The organism is Streptomyces bohaiensis (genome assembly GCF_012033785.1).
Taxonomy (GTDB): Bacteria; Actinomycetota; Actinomycetes; order Streptomycetales; family Streptomycetaceae; genus Streptomyces; species Streptomyces bohaiensis.
In genome coordinates this window covers 1-14,595 of the sequence record NZ_JAAVJC010000115.1, presented here as the reverse complement: position 1 = coordinate 14,595, position 14,595 = coordinate 1, and the positions used below count along the sequence as shown (strand labels likewise).

The 14,595-nt window shown below is 68.4% G+C and carries 12 protein-coding genes and 1 pseudogene; 5 read left to right on the top strand and 8 right to left on the bottom strand.

What is annotated here, in order from left to right; genetic code table 11:
• Nucleotides 1-142 precede the first annotated feature (142 nt).
• The 3 genes from HCN52_RS14150 to HCN52_RS14140 all read left to right on the top strand — a co-directional run bounded on the left by HCN52_RS14150 (nucleotide 143) and on the right by HCN52_RS14140 (nucleotide 2,841).
• Entirely contained in the window at nucleotides 143-508 is a 366-nt protein-coding gene (locus HCN52_RS14150; RefSeq protein WP_168088796.1) for an STAS domain-containing protein, read from the top strand.
• A gap of 10 nt (nucleotides 509-518) precedes the next feature.
• Nucleotides 519-2,267, top strand: a complete 1,749-nt coding sequence (locus tag HCN52_RS14145; RefSeq protein WP_168088795.1) for a SpoIIE family protein phosphatase — start codon at nucleotides 519-521, stop codon at nucleotides 2,265-2,267.
• 187 nt (nucleotides 2,268-2,454) lie between these two features.
• Nucleotides 2,455-2,841 (top strand): ATP-binding protein, encoded by a 387-nt coding sequence (locus tag HCN52_RS14140; protein ID WP_168088794.1) that lies wholly within the window; start codon nucleotides 2,455-2,457, stop codon nucleotides 2,839-2,841.
• A gap of 269 nt (nucleotides 2,842-3,110) precedes the next feature.
• Here the strand turns inward: HCN52_RS14140 and HCN52_RS25450 are convergent.
• Nucleotides 3,111-3,702, bottom strand: a pseudogene (locus HCN52_RS25450) (transposase family protein); the annotation flags it as partial.
• A gap of 837 nt (nucleotides 3,703-4,539) precedes the next feature.
• On the opposite strand from HCN52_RS25450, the gene HCN52_RS14135 reads away from it, so the two are divergent.
• Nucleotides 4,540-4,899, top strand: coding sequence for a hypothetical protein (locus HCN52_RS14135; RefSeq protein ID WP_168088793.1), 360 nt, complete (start codon nucleotides 4,540-4,542; stop codon nucleotides 4,897-4,899).
• Here the strand turns inward: HCN52_RS14135 and HCN52_RS14130 are convergent.
• The 6 genes from HCN52_RS14130 to HCN52_RS14105 form a co-directional block, all read right to left on the bottom strand.
• The gene (locus HCN52_RS14130) at nucleotides 4,888-5,694 is read right to left on the bottom strand and encodes a transposase family protein (RefSeq protein ID WP_168088792.1); all 807 of its coding nucleotides are present in this window, start codon (nucleotides 5,692-5,694) and stop codon (nucleotides 4,888-4,890) included. The genes HCN52_RS14135 and HCN52_RS14130 overlap by 12 nt on opposite strands.
• Before the next feature lie 112 nt (nucleotides 5,695-5,806).
• Complete coding sequence (locus HCN52_RS14125) at nucleotides 5,807-6,214, bottom strand: DUF7919 family protein (RefSeq protein WP_168088791.1); 408 nt, start codon at nucleotides 6,212-6,214, stop codon at nucleotides 5,807-5,809.
• Nucleotides 6,211-10,497 (bottom strand): putative adhesin, encoded by a 4,287-nt coding sequence (locus tag HCN52_RS14120; RefSeq protein ID WP_168088790.1) that lies wholly within the window; start codon nucleotides 10,495-10,497, stop codon nucleotides 6,211-6,213. The genes HCN52_RS14125 and HCN52_RS14120 overlap by 4 nt, the downstream gene beginning before the upstream one ends.
• Nucleotides 10,487-11,137, bottom strand: coding sequence for a DUF6531 domain-containing protein (locus HCN52_RS14115; protein ID WP_168088789.1), 651 nt, complete (start codon nucleotides 11,135-11,137; stop codon nucleotides 10,487-10,489). Before HCN52_RS14115 ends, HCN52_RS14120 begins: the two co-directional genes overlap by 11 nt.
• A gap of 33 nt (nucleotides 11,138-11,170) precedes the next feature.
• Nucleotides 11,171-11,638, bottom strand: coding sequence for a hypothetical protein (locus HCN52_RS14110; RefSeq protein ID WP_168088788.1), 468 nt, complete (start codon nucleotides 11,636-11,638; stop codon nucleotides 11,171-11,173).
• Nucleotides 11,639-12,601: 963 nt separating this feature from the next.
• Nucleotides 12,602-12,898: a hypothetical protein gene (locus tag HCN52_RS14105; RefSeq protein ID WP_312876693.1), complete on the bottom strand. Its 297-nt coding sequence runs from the start codon at nucleotides 12,896-12,898 to the stop codon at nucleotides 12,602-12,604.
• 325 nt (nucleotides 12,899-13,223) lie between these two features.
• On the opposite strand from HCN52_RS14105, the gene HCN52_RS14100 reads away from it, so the two are divergent.
• Nucleotides 13,224-13,778, top strand: a complete 555-nt coding sequence (locus tag HCN52_RS14100) for a DUF6461 domain-containing protein (RefSeq protein WP_168088787.1) — start codon at nucleotides 13,224-13,226, stop codon at nucleotides 13,776-13,778.
• A gap of 24 nt (nucleotides 13,779-13,802) precedes the next feature.
• On the opposite strand, the gene HCN52_RS14095 is transcribed toward HCN52_RS14100, so the two are convergent.
• Complete coding sequence (locus tag HCN52_RS14095) at nucleotides 13,803-14,474, bottom strand: hypothetical protein (RefSeq protein WP_209314525.1); 672 nt, start codon at nucleotides 14,472-14,474, stop codon at nucleotides 13,803-13,805.
• Between the last annotated feature and the right edge of the window lie 121 nt (nucleotides 14,475-14,595).

Here is a 14,595-nt window from a genome sequence, read left to right as displayed (position 1 = left end):
GCGCACCCCGGGACGGCGCACGCAGCGCCGCCCGGCGGCGCCCCCGCCCGGCAGAGCGCGCCCGGCGCGCCCCCGGGGCGAGGGCGAACCCGTAGGTGGGATGATCGGAGGTCTGTACCCGGGAGTGTGAGGAGGACGCACCGTGCGGATCTCGGTGTCCGATCCGACCCCCAGCGGGACGGGGAACACGTGGACGGTGCTGGCGTTCGCCGGCGAACTCGACCTGGCGGTCGCCCCCCAGGTGCGCTCCACCGTGGCGGAACTGGTCGCCGCCGGTCGGGTGCGGCTGGTGTGGGACCTGGAGCAGGTGACGTTCATGGACTCCACCGTGCTGGGCGTGCTGGTCTACACGATGCGGCAGGCGGAGGCCCACGACGGCGCCCTGCGACTGGCGGGAACCGGCGCGCAGGTGCTGCGTCTGCTGCGGATCACGGGTATGGATGGCGTGGTGGAGATGTTTCCCGACGTGGACACGGCGACCTCCGTGCCCACTGCGCGACTCAGGTGAAGGGAACGCGGTGAACCCGACATCCGCACAGGCACCGGGGCTGAGCGTCATGCGCGAAGGGGAGCCCCCCAGGGAGATCCGGCTCGCCGCGCCCGCCGGCGCCGGTGACGCCCTCCTACGGTCACTCGGCGCGGCAGCCGGGGCCGGCATCTACGCGGTGGACGCCGGCGGCCGTGTCATCGCCGCCAACGCCTGGGCGGAGCGACTGCTCGGCTACGCGCCCGGCGCACTGCTCGGGCTCGACGCGGACCACGTGCTGAAGCCGCGCGTGGACACCGACGGCCTTCCCGAGTCGTCCACCGCCCTCGAACAGGCCGGCGGTCACCACCGGGTCAACGACGACCGCGCGGTGGTGGTGCGCGCCGACGGCACCACGCTGCCGGTGTGGTGGTCCGCCGCGCCGCTGCCGCCGGAGAGCGGCTACCCGGGCGGCACCGTGGTCGTCCTCAACGAGATCTCCGAACGGCGCGAACGGGTCGAGGCCCGCGCAGACCGCTACGCGCGCAGCGAGGTCCGGCGCGAACAGGTCGAGTCCGAACTCGCCGACACCGCATGGCTCAGCGAGCTCACCCTCGCGATGACCACCACGTTGGACACCGAGGAGGCGGTGTGGCGCCTGGTGCGGCAACTCGTCCCCCGGCTCGCCGACACCGCTGCCATCGACCTCGCGGAGAAGGACGTGCTGCGCTGCGTCGCCTGGGCGCACCATCTTCCCGACGCGCTCCCGGCGTCGCCGGACGAGGCGGAACTGCCCGACCACGCCGAGCACCGCGCCGCGATCGCCAAGGTCCTCAAGGGCGGAACGACACAGCGGTTCCGCCCGACAGCGAGCGGGCGCCCGGACCTGCTGTCGCTCACCGACGCGGGCGACGTGCTGGTCGTGCCGCTGCGCCTGCGGTCGACCACACTGGGCGCCCTGACGCTCGCCCGGACCGGAACGGGCACCCCGTTCGACGAGCCGGACCAGGAACTGGCCGAGGAGGTCGCCCGCCGCGCGTCGCTGGGGCTCGACAACACCCGCCTCCACGCGGCGCAGGCCGCCATCGCCGAAACCCTCCAACAGGCGCTCCTCACCGACCTCCCGCAGGTTCCCGGCATCGAACTCGCCGCCCACTACCGGCCGGCGCTGGCAGCGGCCGAGGTCGGCGGCGACTGGTACGACGCGTTCCCGCTGCCCGGCGGCGACACCATGCTGGTCATCGGCGACGTCACCGGGCACGACATCCAGGCCGCCGCCCGCATGAGCGAACTCCGCAACATGCTGCGGGCGTTGGCCGTCGACCGCCCCGAGGAGACGCCCGGCGAGATCCTGCGGCGCCTCGACACCGCGCAGGCCCGGCTGACCCACGCCGACTCGGCGACCGCCATCCTGGTGCGCCTGCACCCCGGGCCGGACGGCTCCTGGCAGCTGTCGTGGTCGATCGCCGGCCACCCGCCGCCCCTGCTGCTCGCCTGCGACGGCGGCACCGAGTTCCTCACCGGGCCCCACGCCCCGCTGCTCGGAGCGCGGCCCACCATGGAACGCCCGACCCAGCGGGCCGACCTGCCGGCCGGCTCCACGCTGCTGCTGTACACCGACGGTCTGGTGGAGTCCCGGTCGCAGAGCATCGACACCGGCATGGCAAGCCTGCGCCAACGCCTGGCCGACCACCGGGCCATGCCCCTCCGGAAGTTGTGCGCCGCGCTCGCGCGGGAACTGGGGGACACCCGGGACGACATCACGCTGATCGCCGCACGGGTGCCGCCGCCGGGGGCCTGACGACAGCGGCGGGCCGGTGTGGCCCGAATCACCACCGCGGGACCGCATCACCCGCGCAGAACGAGCATGACCGGCGGGAGAAGGGTAGGCGGTAGGAATGGTGCAAGGCCTCCCCCAGGGTGGGGACGGCGCCGAGGGGGGCGCGGAGGATTCGCACGTTCCGGGACAGGAGACCCAGGAGCGCCGCTTGCGGGCATCAGCCGCCTACGACGGCAGTGCGAGTATCGGGGAGGCGCGGTCCCTCGCGTCCGACTTCCTCGCCCGCGTGCAGGCGGAGAGCAAGGTGCCGGTCGGCCCGGACCTGGGGCTGGTGCTCCCGCTCGTCGTGAGCGAACTGGTGACCAATGTGCGCAAGTACGCGCCGGGACCGTACATGCTGGAGCTGGAGCTGGTGCACGACGGACTCGCGGTGAGCGTCTGGGACAGCGACCCTGCTCTCCCGGCCGTCCGCGAGCACGACCCCACCCGCATCGGTGGCCACGGACTCGAGATCGTGACGGCGGTCGCCACCTCCCTGCAGATGCGGCGCGAAGCCGTCGGCAAACGCCTCACCGCCACGCTGCCGCTCCACTAGGCACTGCCCGGCGGCCAAAGGACGGACCTCCTGTCGATGAGTCTGGCCGGCTGTCCTCGCATCGCGATCAGTCATGCGTCGAGCTGATGCGGGGAGGCGTCGCCCTCGTGGGCGAGGGCTCCTGGCCGCCCGCCTCCGCGGGGTGGCTGACTGGTTCCAGATGGTGTCCTGCGCCCATCGGTGACGCCCCGGCAGCGTCACGACGTGCAGAGTGAGCGGAGGATTCGTCGCGTCGCGGGGCAGGGGTTCTCGTTGCCGCCGGACTCGGTGCGGCGTGACCTGTACGCCTGATCACCGCCCAGGTGGTTCGGGCGCGCGCGCGGGGCCGTCCGCCCTCCGGCCGGGGGACGGCGGTGCGTTCGAGAGCGTCGATCATCTGCGGTGCATCACCCCACTGGCCGGTGTGAGCAGGACGGCCCGAGGGCGGCATGCGCCTTCACCGGCGCGGTCGATCCTGCAGGCCAGGCCGCCCCGGGACCGTCCGAGCCCTCCTCGGTGCGGTGGTGTCGGGGTGTCGTCCTCTGCCGGGACGCGCGGCTCCTTCCTGGGGTCCCTGCCGCGTACTGATGTACCCGGCAGGAGGTCGAGCCGACCCCGACCGTGCTCCAGTCGACCCGGTTCGCGAGGCCGGCGTCGGCCTGGACGGCACGCAGGATCCAGCCCCAGGCCCCGCCGGCCGACCAGAGCCGATGCCGTTCACAGACGGTCTTCCTGCGCCGTGACGCCCGGAAGATCCCGCCACGGTACGCCCGGTCGCTGACGGGTCGTGAGGTTCTCGGGCGTGGCGTCGGGTTGCCTACGGCGAGCGGCATGTCGCCTGATGCCTCCCCGTCCACCGTCTGGCCGCTGCTGCACCACCACGACACCGGGAGGGCGCTGCGCTCCTGGGGGTTCGGCTCGACGAGGCACCCGGACAGAGCACCCGGGCGGATGCGGACGGCCCCGGCGCGGTCTACCTGGTGAGCGATGAGGTGGAGGCGGCGCACCGGCGGGTGGTCGACGCGGGCGGCGAGGTTCTCGAGGCGCCATCCTGACGCCGGGCTCCTGTGCTGTGGGCGCGTGGCGCCGGGGGCTCGACGTGGTCGATGCGGCACCGGGCCACAACTGCGACCCCCACCAGCCCCGCAGGTCGCTCCCCTTCTCCGTGCTCCCCGCCACGCGATCGCAGGCGAGCGTTCCGTCCTGGAGCACGTGGCTCAGCCCTGCCACGTGGCAACACCGCAAGACCTCGTGCAGGCCGGAGCATCGTCGGCGAGGACGTTGATGCCCTCGCGGATCCAGCGCAGGGCCAGTGTTGCCTGTCGGACGGGCCCGGTGCCCGGGAGCCCTTCGGGGTGCCGATCTGGCGACGGTGCCCGACCAACGGACCGCATACTCCACGAGGCGGCCTGGGACGTCGCGCATCGCAGCACAGGGGACCCCCGTGAAGCCTCCCGTTCAGCGGACGATCTTGTCGTGAGAGCCGTCCTCCCCAGGGGCTTCACCTCTGCCCACACCCGGGCCACCGCTGCCCACCCCACCTCGCGATGACCAGACCAACCCGATTCGCAAAGATCAATTCGCCGAGAAAACCTCACCGTGCTTCTCTGGAATTGAGCCTGTTGGCATCGCCCCCCCTCGAATGGTTGAACCAGGTACTGCCTGCACGTGGCAACCGGAGATGCCACCTCCGAGGGGGAGACAGCAAAGGAGAGCCAGATGGACACGCTTCTTTTCGCAGTAGCGAACGAAAGCTCGCACGCGATCGCCATTCGGTATCGGGACTACCCTCAATGGAGCTTCTATCTCGCACCGGGAGCTTGCTGGAACAGCGCACCGGACGAGGTGAAGTTCCCCTGGGTGGGGAAGCAGGACGACATAGTGAACAAGGCCATCGAGTTCAGGAAGGTCGATTCGTCGGGCACCGTTTCGTTCATGTACTCGGTCTTCCAGGAGTGGGACGAGCCCTGGGAAATTCGGTACAGCAACAGCGACAAGTACATGGACACCCGGAACGTGTTCACCCCCAGCATGAACAATGGAACACTGAGGTTTTCTCAACGGTGCTTACTTCCATGAGCCGTTGAGGACGAGGGCGGCTTTGGTGATGGCTCCGATTCTGTTGGGGCTGAGGGTGACGTGCTGGAGTGCGCGCCAGCGTTGCTTGAGTTCGGCGGCGGCGCGTTCGCCGAGGCCGCGTGTGCCGCGTAGGAGTTGGTTGTGGGTGCGGTTGTCTGCGGCGAGTGGGGAGGGGATGTCGGGGTGTGGGCGGAGGGGTGTGTGGATGCCAAGGCCCGCGCCCGTGTAGCCGGCGTCGGCCAGGGTCGGCAGGCCGTCGCGGGCGGCGGGGTAGAGCGCGGGCAGGGCGTGGATGCGGGCGGCGGTGAGGTCGTGGACGCTGCCTGGTTCGACGTCGGAGACCCACAGGGGCGTTCCGTCGGGCGCGGCGAGGAACTGCACGTTGCCCGCGAAGTGCTTGGCTTTTCCGGAGTACCACAGGTCGTTGCCCTTCTCCGTGGTCCCCGCCACGCGATCGCAGGTGATGAGGGTGCCGTCCAGGACCACGTGGCTCAGTCCTGCCGAGTGGCAGCGGCGCAAGACCTCGCGCAGGCCCGGGGCGTGGTCGGCGAGGACGTTGATGCCCTCGTGGAGGTAGCGGTAGCCGGTGGCTTGCGAGATCGAGGCGTCCCGTGCCAGGCAGTGCACGCAGCCGGCCTCGCGGAACCAGCGCAGGACCAGTGTTGCCTGTCGGAAGGGGCCCAGCGCCCGGGAGCCCTTCGGAGTGCCGATCCGGCGACGGTGCGCGGCAAGCAGACGGGCCAGATACTCCACGAGGTGGCGTGGGACGTCGAGCATGGCAGCATAGGGGACCAACGTGAAGCCTCTGGTTCAACGGACGATCTTGTGGTGAGAACCGTCCTACCAGGGGCTTCACGTCTGTCCACACCCGGGCCACCACTGTCCACCCCAGCCCGCACGGACCAGATCAACCCGATTCGCGAAGATCAACTCGCTGAGAAAACCTCAGTGTAGAGTCAATGAATGCATCTGGCGGGAGGTACTCGTGGGCCTCAACGTAGTGCACGATCAGTGTGGGCGCGACATAGGTGATGCCGCTTCCCCCGGGGATGTGGATTTCGGCGTTTCCCATGAACAGGCCCTCTCTTCTAGCGCTCTGCTCGGCCTCTTCAAAGCTGGAGCAAAGCTCGCAGTGGTGGTATCCCCGGTACCGATTCTTCGAATCTTTTGCAAGGTGGGCCAGTGCTTCGACCAGTCCTTCTGGTGTCCTGCCGTGGCGGTAAGGGTGCTGCTTGGACAGCCATCCGATGTTGACGCCGCCGGGGAGTGGTTCGTCGTCGTACTCGTATGGTGTCAGGTCTTCGTAGTGCGTCATCGTCTCAGATCTCCCGGGTTCAGGTGTTCTCTGCAGATCGCGGCGTGACACGCGCCCATGTTGGGTCGAACGATATCGCCGATCTGGGTGGGTTGGGTAACGCTGATTGATCTGGAGCTGATTCGGAGGTTATTCGGGGGGAGGACAGTGTAGTTGGGTACCGTCTTTCCGGGGCCGAAGGTTTCGGTGGGGCGTATGCGTGTGCCTGTTTCGACCGCAAAGCCCTTCGCATCGCTGAGGCGTTTGCCATCCGGCACGTAGAACTTGATGAATGTTCCGGGCGGTACCGTGAAGTCACCACTTCCTCGGATGTAGACGCCATGGCCGGTGATGACGCTGGACTGATCGGTTCTGCCAGTCAGCGTCACACTATCTGCCAGCTCCGATCCCACGCCCGGCCCATAGGTTGGCGTGGTGCCTCGAGAAGGACCCCGCAGCCCCTTCGCCCACTCAGCCGCTGGGCCGGCGAGACTGCTGGCGGCTCCACCGAGGCCGCCGAGAAGGAGATCGGTGGGGCTGGTGGGGCGGCATTGGACGGTGTTGACACTCCAGGCGTAGCCAGCTCCCACGGCAGCGTTGACTCCGGCGGAGGCGCCCAGGCCACGAGCGCCGGTGAGGCCGAGGCTGCGGGCGGCGACGTTGCCGGCGCCGGGCATGAGGGCGCCGCCGAGGCCGCCGACGACGGCGCCCTTGCCGGCAGCCTGGGCGAGGCCGGCCCAGCCGAAGTCGTCTGTGGTGAACGCGTAGATACCGCCCTCGACGACGGCGCCGAGAACAGCTCCGATGCCGACGCTGACGCAGATGGGGCAGCGGCCGGAGGGGTCGGTGAGGGTGGTCGGGAGGTTCTCGGCGTAGGCGTAGGAGCTGGTGTACGGGTCTGTGGCGGAGCGTGGCGCGGGGTCGGGGCTGGTGAAGCGGCCTACGTCAGGGTGGTAGTTGCGGGCACGGAGATTGAGGCCGACGGCGTCAGTGGTGGGTTCGGTGTATTGGCCGGTGAAGGTGAAGGGGTTGGCCTGGGCGTCGGCGTCGAGCTGGGTGGCTTCGGTGACGCCGAAGGCGGTGTACTCGTAGCGGTGTTGCGGTGTGCCGGCTTGGTCGGTGAGGTCGGCGACGGACCCCATCCAGTCGTGGTGGTACTGCTCGAAACCGGCCGAGGCCGAGGATCGGTGCCCGGATTGGATCCGGTCCTCGGCGCCGTAGGCGTAGGCGCTGATCAGCCGCCCGGAGCCGTCGTAGTCAGCGGTCAGCTGCGGCAGCGGCCGTACGATGTCCCACACACTCGTCCGGAGCAGCTGGCCGTCGAGGCTAGCGCTGGTGCGATTGCCGTCGGCGTCGTACCCGTAGCTGGTGCGGCCCTCGGGTGTCTGCGCCCAGGAGAGACGGCCAGCGGCGTTGTATCCAAAGGTGTCTTCCCCGGCCGAGACGAGGTTTCCGTCGGCGTCGTATGCGTAATCGGTGGCGGCGCTGCCAGTGGTGGAGCGGGTGAGCTGGTCGGCCTCATCGAACAGGTTCTCGACGACACTGGTGCCGGTCTGCTGGGTGAGGCGGTTTCCGACGAGGTCGTATGTGTAGTCGGTGGTCGCCGCGCCGGAGGGGCAGCTGTCGTTGTCGGGCGCGACGGTGCATTCCTGGGTGAGGCGGCCGTTGACGTCGTAGGCGAACAGTCGACGGTGTGTCTCACCTGCTCGCACCACATCTACGATCAGCGGCTGGCCGTTGGCGTCCCGGGTGATCTCCCAAGAGCTCAGTTCGCCGTCGGGGCCGGTGTTGCGGACTGCGCTGAGCTGCCCGGCGGCGTCGTAGACGCGGTTCTCGATGTGCCGGTTCGGCGTGGGGGAGGTGATGGAGGTGATGTTGCCGGACGGGTCCCGCTCGTAGGCAGTGGTGCGGTTGCGTGTGCTCGCCGAGATCATCCTGCTGTCATCGTCGTAGCCGTACGCAGTGGCGATGTTGGATTCGGTGGTGAACCTGGTGACGTTGCCGTCGTAGTCGTAGTTGTATGCCAGTCGGCCTTGGCCGTCGGGGAGGTCGAGCAGGGTCGGCCGTCCGAGCCAGTCCAAGCCCGGGAAGTTCCGTGTGCCGGTTCCGTCGGTAACTTCGGTTATACGGCCGATGGCGTCGTAGTCGATGGAGACCGACGGGGTGCTGTCGGAGTAGCTGACGGTGGTGACGCGGCCGAGGGCATCGATCTCGTAGCTGCTGGTCTGGCCTCGAGAGTTGGTCTCCCCTGTGAGGTTCCCGTCGAGGTCGTAGTCGAGTTCGCGCACCCGTTCCAGGGGGTCGGTGACGGAGGTGAGCCGTCCGGCCTGGTCGTACCCGTAGTCGGTGACGTTTCCGTTGGCGTCACTGCGGGTGGCGAGGTCGCCGGCCGCGCTGTAGGCGTAGGCGGTGATACCACCGTCCGGGGCGGTGATCCCCGCGAGGCGCCCGGTCGTGTCGTAGCGGTACTCGGTGGTGTTGCCGAGTGCATCGGTCAGCGCGGTTGCCCGGCCGTTGCCGTCGTAGGCAGTGCTCTGCGTATGACCGAGAGGATTGGTGATCTCGATCAGCAGTCCCGCATCGTCGTAGGCGTAACGCCAGGTGAAGTCGTCAGGGTCGGCGCCCTGTGCGTTGCCTCTGGGATCGGTCATTGCGACCCGCTGGCCGTTGCCGTCGTACTCGTAGGTGGTGACGGCCCCGGCGGGGCTGCGCTGCTCGGTGAGGTTGCCGTCGGCGTCGTAACTGAAGTGGTAGTTCTTGTTCCGCGGGTCGCTGACGCGGGTGGGCCGGCCGGCCTTGTCGTAGGTGTAGCGGGTGCTTCCGCCGGCCCAGTGGTTGAGTGTTTGCAGCTTGCCGCTGCCGTCGTAGAACACGTGACGGGTGCGGCCGAGTGGATTGGTGACCCCGGTGATCCGCCCGTCGTTGTCGAACGCGCGCTCGGTGGTTCCGCCTAGTGGATCGGTCACCGTGACCGGGCGCCCGGCCTTGTCGTAGCCGAACTTCCAAGTGAACGCTTCGGGGTTTGCGCCGTCCGCGCCACCCCGCGGTGTGGTTCGCGAGATCGGGCGGTCGGCCTCGTCGTAGGCGAAGGCAGTCTTCGCGCCGTCCGGCCCGGTGACCTGCTGAACGTTGCCAGCCGTGTCGTACCCGTAGCGGGTGACGCGCCCGCCGGTCTCGCTGATTTCAGCGAGCCGGCCAGCTGCGTCGTACGAGTACTCTGTGACATTTGCTGCGGCGTCGGCGAAGGACGCGAGGTGACCGTTGGCGTTGTACGTGTAGCGCTCGGTGCCCCCGTCTGGGAGCGTGCGCGAGATGATGCGGTCCGCGTTGTCGTAGGTGAAAGAGGTGGTGTAGCCCTCAGCTTCGTCAGCCTCGGCGCCCCGCGGGTCAACGACCGTCAGCAGCCGACCGCTGCTGTCGTAGCGGCGCTTCTCGACATCGCCCTCCGGAAGGACGGTGGTTGTGCGATTACCCCAGTCGTCGTACGCGTAGGTGACGGTCCGCCCTTCCGGACTGGTGACCGTCTGGAGGTAACCGTCGTCCGTATAGGTGAGCGCGGTGGTGGCGTTCAGCTCGTCGGTAATCTCGGACAGCCAGCCTTCGTCGGTATACGACAGGAAGGTCTTCCGGAACGCGCCGTCGGTGATCTCGCTGACGAGCCCGTTCGCGGAGTACCGCCAGGTGGTGCTGGTACTTCCGCTGGATTCCGAGGTCACACGCCCTCGCGAGTCGTATCTGTAGATTGTCCTGTTGCCCAGCGGGTCCTCGATGGCGGTTCTGTTGCGGTCGGAGTCGTAGGTGTGGCTGGTGATGTTCCCGAACGGGTCAATCTCCGCGAGCAGGACGTTGCCGCCGTATACGTCGGTCCAGACCCCGCCGCCGGGGCTCGTTGCGTGGGCGTAGTCGATGCCGGCGTCCCGCTCGTAGCTGAACCGTGTGACCGCTCCGGCTGCATCACGCTGCGAGCTGACCCGGCCACTGCTGTCGTACGTCAGCTCCAGGCGGGTGCCGCCGTCGGGCCCGGTGACCGATGCCAGGCGTCCGTCATCATCGTGTGCGTAGCCGGTAGTCGACCCGTCCAGGCCGGTCACCTCGGCCAGCAGTCCGCCAGCGAAGGTGTAGGCGAGGGTCCGTCCATCGGCGAGCGTGACCGTGGCAAGGCGGCCTCCGTCGTAGGCGAGCCGATGCTCGCGACCCACGTCGTCCGTGATGACCGCCGGGCGTCCGTCCTGGTGTGTGATGCTCAGGCCGTTACCGCCGCGGTCGCCGATGAAGGTGACTCGCCCGTGCTCGTCATAGTGCAAGGAACGAAGCTCCGGGGTGGTCCAGCTCGTAGCCATCGCCGGTCTTCCGCAGCTCGGATCGGACGCCGGTCGGCGCCGTGAACAGGTCGTCCCGACCAGGAGAGAACCGCACCTGGCCTCCGGCTTCCTGGTGGAGGACCACAGCGCCGTCTTCGAGAGCCTCCAGGGCTGTCTCCCACGGAAGGCGCCAGCCCGGCCCCAACGCGCCCTCACGCTCATCGCCCGAGCTGTAGACCCGGTCCAGCGAAAAGCCCTCCCCCGCGGCGCTAACTCCGCCGTCGTACGCAACCGAGGAGAAAGCGCCGGTCGCCGTATTCACGTCGGCACCGCGCACGTTCGTCACCTGGGAGAACCCGCCCGTGCTGGCGCAGGCGGGCGTGCAGACGGCGGCTGCATCCACAGCGGGGACAATGTAATGATGCAGCACCGTTCCGCCGGCCGGACCAGGGTCCACATCGCCCGACCCGTCATCGATCATCCACAGCACCGGGGCGAACTCCACGCGATCGTCGCCTGGGCAGTCGAGTTCCGAAGGCGTCGGAAGAATGGCCGAGACCACGGGAGCTTCGGCTCGAGGCGGCACAGAGCTCGCGCTAACGACGTCAGGCGCGCTGACAACCTGGCCGAAGTCATAGACCACTGCACGACCTGACTGCGCACAAGGCCTCACCTTTCAGGTCACCCGGACATCCCGCCAATCGACCTCGTTCATCGCGGGTGCTCCCGTGTGCGAGATGGAGACGTTCGCAAGCACCTCCATGCCCGGGACGGCAACACTCGTCCGCAGCCCCATCAAGGTGTCGTGTGCCCCCGGAGAACCCCACGGCAGAACCGTCCACGCACTCTGCGCCAACGGCGTCACGACAGATGCGCCATCGCTCGCCTCCGGCCGTCGCGCGGCGCCGTCCGGTATCTCAGCCTCGCCGGCTTCCAAGCCACTGCGTATCTGGGCCTTGCGCTCTTCGAGCGTCATGGCCAGCTGGGCGGGGGCGGGTTGCGGCAACCGCGCGGCGTCCGACGCCTCGTCGGCAACCGTGGTGGCCCGCGCTTCCCTGACCTCAGGCCACCCGCTGCCGGCCATGATGACAAGCACCGTCGCTATCACCAGCGCGCGCATACCGACATTGATCCGACGCAGCATCAAACGCCCCCCCGTTAGACGCCCAACTCCCCTCGGACGTCTGGTGAATACCGACTGCCGGCGACCGTAGGAGGCGTTCCAGTGAGGCAGCACCCAGGCGATATGGAGCTATAGGGGGTATCGCCGTTTCGCTTCGAGAACCGTTACGCGGTCGTTACTGGGAGGAAAGCCGCCAGCTCCGATGCCCGGGCCGGCCTTGCCGTGCGACGGGCGGTCCCGGCGCCTCGGCTCTCCGCCCGCCATGCCAGGGATGCCGCGGGGACACGACGCGTGGCGGGTGTGGGAAGGAGGCAGTCCGTGCCCCGCGGCCAGGATCCCTGCCCCTGCTGCGGCACTCGGCAGCCAACGCAACGCGGCCACCTCGGGCCGGCCTGCCGAAGACGGCACCATGCAACAGGCAAGGGGGCCCCCGGCGCCACTGCCCGATCAGCCTTGCCCGGCGACCTGGAGCTCGGGTCTACCGAACCGCGGCAAACAGCTCCTCAGCAGCCGGTAGGCACGCGCGCAAGGTCGACCAGGACGTCGGCAAGGTGTGCGGGGTCGGTGATGGTGTGGGCAGTACCTTCCGCCTCGGTCAGAAGGGCGCACGATCCCCATCACCGCCCTCCGCCGCCGCCGGCCCAGTCGCGGGAGTACCTGGCGGAACCGGGTCCCGACGGCGACCGTGAACTGGTGCTGATCGACGTCGCTACTGGAGCTCCTCCCTGTCCTGACCCAACCCCTGGTCAGCACACCGTAGACAGCTGAAGTTCTACTGGCCGCTCGCGCCACCCGCGGTTGTCCATGGACTCTTCATCCGCGGGCGGGCCACTCAGGTAGCAAGCGGGAGCCGTGCTCAGCCAAGCGGGCTGCCAGCATGCCGCTGTGTACCGCAAGCAGTCGAGCAACTCCGCGACGCCCCTTCTCATCCGTGCGTCGCTGCCGCGGAGCAGCCCGGTGCAGCAACGTGTCAGCTTCCGGTGATCACCAGCGTTGTCGGGCCAGGGCATCGTATTTGCCGGTGAAGACCCAGTCGCACGCTTTCTCGTCCGCGAGCGCGGCGGCAACCAGTCGCAGTAATTCAATCGAGACCTCCCGGCACAGAGCGGCTGCCGCCGTGCGCGGCACTGCGGTGTCCTCGCCGTCCAGCAGGAGCGTGTGCAGTGCGGCTGCGTGGGGGTCTGCGGCATGCGAAGCCAGCGCCTCCGCTGCGCGGGCGCGCGTCGACCATTCGGGACAGGCGGCCAGACGCAGGCCGGTACGAAAAGGGTGTTGTGGCACGGACGGAGGTGCTCACAGCACGCGCACAGCCCGAGGAGACCCTCGAGCACCCGAGCACTCTACGGAAAGCGCCTCCGCTTCAAGATCCGATCGCCGGGATCCGCGCCGCACTCTCCGGAGACGAGCGGAGAAACCCACCACGGAGTCGACCCCGGCAGGCAACCTGGCGCGCGGACCGCCCGAGGACTACCCGTCCTGAAGCCGGGCACGGCGCAACTCGCAATACAGAAAGCTAATCTAGGGTACAAGCGTGGCGGTACTAGCCCGCCCACCGCTCCGCATGGAAGGGCGAGAACAAGTGAGGGAAGCTGAGTTGGCCAGGTGCATGCCACCTGACGCCTTCGGCATCACGTGCGTCCACGGGCACTCGGTCGGCAAAGTTCTCGATCGTCTCCAGGTCACCGCTCAGGCGCCGTATCCGCTGTACACCCAACATGAGGCGGCGCAGGAGTACGTGTGGCCCGCCGGCGCACCAGCCGCGCGCGTGTACAGCTGCGACGACTGGACCTTCCTCTTCGATGTGTCCGCGCACGGCAAGTTGTGCGAACCCACCGTAGTGGCCCGACTGTCGGCGGGGGGCGAGGCGGTATCGGTCTGGAAAGCGCTGGACGGGACCACGCGTGTCTGCCACGCCCAGGATGGCAGCCTCCTGGCTGACATCGATGCATGGGCGCTACACCTGACCTCCGGTGCGGACCCCTCTCGCATGAACCGCGCCCTGTCTGAGACGGGGTTCTTCCGCGACTGGGACACCGACGAGGAAGACGACTGGCTGGTCCCCTCGGCGGCTGCACTGCTAGCAGTCGAGAGAGAGTTCGAGATATCCATCTCTCCGGAAGCCGTAAACGGTGCCCTTCCGACGGTCAGCCTGCAGAGCTGACCGTCAGAGAGCCTCAAGTGCCGGTCAGAAGGTGACGCTCACCCAGAACGGATCGCCATCTGCGAGGAGAACTTGCCCGACGAACACTCCGTAGATCCCACCCAGGTTGGTGTTGAGGTCCCGGGGGATATGCCCTCTCACGCATTTCTCAGCCCCCGTGAAGCTGCCGAGCGGGGCGACCACGGGCCAGTCCACCGCCAGATCCCCCGAACTGCTCGCGCGGACCGCAGTCACCTGCGCACAGTCCTGCCCGTGGTCCACACCGTTAAGCGCAGCGCTCTCGTAGGTGCCGGCGAAGGGGAACTCGTCACACGAATCGTCCTGCACAGCGGGGTCTCGCGTGAACTTGCTCGCACCGCACATCGCAGCCCGATTCGACATCTGCTGCTGACGATTCTGGAGGCGGTGAAGAGGCTGCCCGCTGCCTCGAAGCCCCCAACTGCCCGTGAGGTTGTGCTGCGCCCACTCGATCATGTCCGCGGACGAGCCGTACATCGCGCGTGAGACCCGCAACGTCGGCGTGAACCAGGGAACCACGCAACCCACCGAGCTTCCGTGCGAGACCCTGTCATCGCAACGAATCTCGGCCCCACCCCACTTGATTGGCGGCAGCAGGTCGATAGCCTCGGGCGCACCGATGGAGAGCTCGTAGTCGAGGTCGATGTAGTCGTATCTGCTGCCCGGCTGAGCAGTCATTGAGCCTTTGCCAACCTGGTCTCTGGGCTGGGCGGTTGGTTCGACACGTGAGTGAAGCCCCTGGTAGACGGGTTCACGACCAAGATCGCCCGATACCCACCAGAGGCTTCACGTGCTTGTC